This window comes from Frankia sp. CcWB2 (assembly GCF_977927585.1).
Window position 1 is genome coordinate 10713 of record NZ_CDWRCM010000001.1, and the last position, 3431, is coordinate 14143.

General features: G+C 69.1%; 4 protein-coding genes and 1 pseudogene. All 5 read left to right on the forward strand.

Features of this window, described 5'->3' with window-relative positions; genetic code table 11:
• Positions 1-344: 344 nt before the first annotated feature.
• A complete protein-coding gene (locus ACY45C_RS00065; RefSeq protein WP_462185639.1) occupies positions 345-890 on the forward strand; it encodes a response regulator in 546 nt (181 codons plus the stop codon).
• 286 nt (positions 891-1176) lie between these two features.
• Positions 1177-1257 (forward strand): putative leader peptide, encoded by an 81-nt coding sequence (locus tag ACY45C_RS00070; protein WP_368861893.1) that lies wholly within the window; start codon positions 1177-1179, stop codon positions 1255-1257.
• A 60-nt stretch (positions 1258-1317) separates the two neighbouring features.
• On the forward strand, positions 1318-3027 hold the full coding sequence (locus ACY45C_RS00075) for a nitrite/sulfite reductase (protein WP_462185640.1): 1710 nt from the start codon (positions 1318-1320) through the stop codon (positions 3025-3027).
• On the forward strand, positions 3020-3226 hold the full coding sequence (locus tag ACY45C_RS00080) for a transposase (protein ID WP_462185641.1): 207 nt from the start codon (positions 3020-3022) through the stop codon (positions 3224-3226). The genes ACY45C_RS00075 and ACY45C_RS00080 overlap by 8 nt, the downstream gene beginning before the upstream one ends.
• Positions 3226-3431: pseudogene (locus tag ACY45C_RS00085) on the forward strand (phosphoadenylyl-sulfate reductase); the annotation flags it as partial. The gene ACY45C_RS00080 and the pseudogene ACY45C_RS00085, both read left to right, overlap by 1 nt.

Here is a 3431-nt window from a genome sequence, read left to right on the forward strand (position 1 = left end):
TCCCATACACATCCAGTTTCACTGATTACTCTCAGTTGTCAAACGGCAGGCGAAGTCGATCGGCATCGCGCTTCGTGGTCGGCCGATCGATCGCCGTGTGGAAGTCGCCCGTCATACCGCACCTCCGTCGAGACATTATGCCGACCTTCTTGGGTTATTGTTGGGAAACGCGAGTGTTGCCACGGAAGTGTTGGCGGAAAGCGGCGGAATCGCCGAGGGCTCGTCCGGACGGGCTATTCCCGCATGGTGTGCTATCGCGGCCGCGTCCAGGCTGCGGTGCTTCGCGACGGTCTGCGGGTATCGGCCTGATGGCCAACGTGGGTCATCCTCGGAAACCATCCTGAATGACGATGCGCGGGGTCGGGCGGGGCGCGTACAAAAGAATGGTGGATACCGGCCGTTCGGTGGATGCCGACACCGTCGGGCTCGTCGGGGAGAAGGCCGTCGGCCTGGTCGGCGGTTCCGCTGTGGGCCGTGGTTCCGCTCCGGCGGAGCAGGTGCCTCCGCCTGGTCCACGGCGCGTAGTCGTCGTCGACGACGCGGACGGGGTGCGCGACCTATTGTGCCTGTTGCTGGAGACCGAACCCGACTTCGTGATCGTCGGCGCCGCGTCCAACGGCGCGGAGGCGATCGACGAGGTCGTCCGCACCGAGCCGGACCTCGTGCTGCTCGACCTGGCCATGCCGGTCCTCGACGGCATCGCCGCCCTGCCGCGGATCCGGCGGGTCGTGCCGCGGGCCACGGTGGTGATCTTCACGGGATTCTCCGAGGATGCGTTGCTCGACCAGGTGCTGGAACTCGGCGCGGACGGCCTGCTGGAGAAGGGGCTGGCCACCGGTCCGCTGGTGGAGCAGCTCCGGCGGCTGTGCGCCGCCCACCGGACGATCTGAGCGATCTCGTGACCGGCGGGATTGTTCATTTTCTCCGCTGCCATGACGGCCATGGCGGACGGTCTCGGGGCTGGTCGTCCGGTTTGTTGCAGTTTGGAGCAGGGCGGCGGGTCGAAGTAGGCCGGACAGTGCCCCGACTTGCCCATCAGCCGTACTTCTGTGGAAACATGGGCTCGTGACTACGTGCGCCCTCGCTGGTGGGGTGCCGGTTGGGCAGGCGTCAGGCCTTCCGCTTGACGTCTCCCGTCGGCGCCGGGCTGCGTCGTCCCCCGCGGTGCCGTGCCTGGTGATTGAGCCGATGCTCGTCGCCCGTCTGCACGTCGACCTGCTGCGGGTCTCCAGCGCCGGCTGTCGCCGCTCCCGCTGACGTCTCCGTTCGTGGCGCCCGCTGCCGGCGCCGCGACTTCCTTGCGCACCGAGAGATCTCATGACTTCTCCTGCTCGTCCTGCCCGGTCCGCGCGCCCGTCCCGACCCAAGGGAACGGGCCAGTGGGCGTTGGGATATTCCGAGCCGCTCAACGCGAACGAGCGGATGAAGAAGGACCAAGGCGGCCTGGAGGTGCGGGACCGCATCCTCAACCTCTACCCGCGTACCGGTTTCGACGGGATCGATCCCCAGGACCTGCGGGGCCGGTTCCGGTGGTGGGGTCTGTACACCCAGCGCCGGCAGGGGATCAGCGGCGGGCGGACGGCGATCCTCGAACCCGAGGAACTGGACGACTCCTACTTCATGCAGCGCATCCGACTCGACGGCGGCCGGATGACTTCGGATCAGCTCCGGGTGATCGCCGACGTCTCCACCCGCTACGGCCGGGACGTCGCCGATGTCACCGACCGGCAGAACATCCAACTCCACTGGATCCGGATCGAGGATGTGCCGGCGATCTGGGCGGCACTGGAGAACGCCGGCATGACCACCGCCGAGGCCTGTGGCGACACCCCCCGGGTGATCCTCGGTTGCCCGCTCGCCGGGGTCGACGGTGACGAGATCATCGATGGGAGCGAGGCGATCGACGAGGTCGTCCGCCGGTTCATCGGCGACCCTACGCTGGCCAACCTGCCCCGTAAGTTCAAAAGCGCCATCTCCGGCTGCGCCGACCACTGCACGTTGCACGAGATCAACGACATCGCGTTCGTCGGGGTCATCCATCCGGAACTGGGAGCCGGCTATGATCTGTGGGTCGGTGGCGGTCTGTCGACGAACCCGCGGCTCGGCGTGCGGCTGGGCGCGTTCGTGCCGCCGGCGCGGGTTGCCGAGGTCTGGCACGGCGTCGTGTCGCTGTTCCGAGACTACGGTTACCGCCGGCTGCGCACCCGCGCCCGGTTGAAGTTCCTGGTCGCGGACATGGGCGCCGAATGGGTGCGCGCGACCCTGGAGAAGGAGTACCTGGCTTCGGCGCTGCCTGACGGCCCGGCGCCGGCCCCGCCGCGCAGCGAGGGGCGCGACCACATCGGGGTGCACCGCCAGCGCGACGGCCGCAACGCCGTGGGGTTCGCACCGCGGGCGGGTCGGCTCAGCGGGACCACGCTGACCGCGGTGGCGGACCTCGCCGATCGGTTCGGGCAGGGCCGCATCCGCGCCACGACGACGCAGAAGCTCGTCATCCTCGATGTCGCCGACGCGGGCGTCGACGCGCTGGAGGCCGAACTCGGTGCGCTCGACCTGGTGGTCCGCCCAAGCGTGTTCCGGCGCGGCACGATGGCCTGCACCGGTATCGAGTTCTGCAAGCTGGCGATCGTCGAGACCAAGGGCCGGGCCCGCGACCTCATCGACGAGCTCGAACGCCGGCTGCCCGACTTCGACGAGCCGATCGGGATCAACGTCAACGGCTGCCCCAACGCCTGCGCCCGCTTCCAGGTCGCAGACATCGGGCTCAAGGGTTCCCTGGTACCGGACGACGCCACCGGTGAGATGGTCGAGGGCTTCCAGGTCCACCTCGGCGGGCACCTGGGTACCAGGTCGCGGCTGGGCCGCAAGTCGCGTGGTCTGAAGGTGACCGCCGACGGCCTCGTCGACTACGTCGTCGCGGTGCTGGAGACCTACCGGGCGGGCCGGACCGCGGGGGAGAGCTTCGCGGACTGGGCGGAGCGGGCCGACGAGGCCCAGCTGACGGCGCTCGGTGCCGCTGATGGCTAGCGGTGAGCGGGTGGTGCCCTTCTACTGCCCGTACTGCGGCGAGGAGGACATCGTCCCGGACACGCCGCCGGAGGGCTCCGGCGCGGGACCTGGCCACGGGTACTGGGCGTGCCGATCCTGCCTGCGGGGCTTCCGGCTGAGTCTGACGGCCCTCGCGGCCGCCGGAGCCGGGTTGCGTGACGACGAGGAGACGAGCTGATGGATGCCGCGTTGCAGGCCCGGGCGCTGCGGGCCGGGGACGATCTCGAGGGTGCGCCGGCGGAGGAGATCCTGCGCTGGGCGGTCGAGGAATTCGGGACGAAGCTGGCGATCGCCGCCTCAATGGCTGAGACGATCCTCGTGGACATGCTCGCCCGGATCCGGTCCGACGTCCCCGTGGTTTTCATCGACACTGGTTATCACTT

Excerpts from the sequence above, each read along its gene's own strand:
- ACY45C_RS00065 (WP_462185639.1), top strand. The coding sequence starts at position 345 with ATGACGATGCGCGGGGTCGGGCGGGGCGCGTACAAAAGAATGGTGGAT.
- ACY45C_RS00075 (WP_462185640.1), top strand. The coding sequence starts at position 1,318 with ATGACTTCTCCTGCTCGTCCTGCCCGGTCCGCGCGCCCGTCCCGACCC.
- ACY45C_RS00080 (WP_462185641.1), top strand. The coding sequence starts at position 3,020 with ATGGCTAGCGGTGAGCGGGTGGTGCCCTTCTACTGCCCGTACTGCGGC.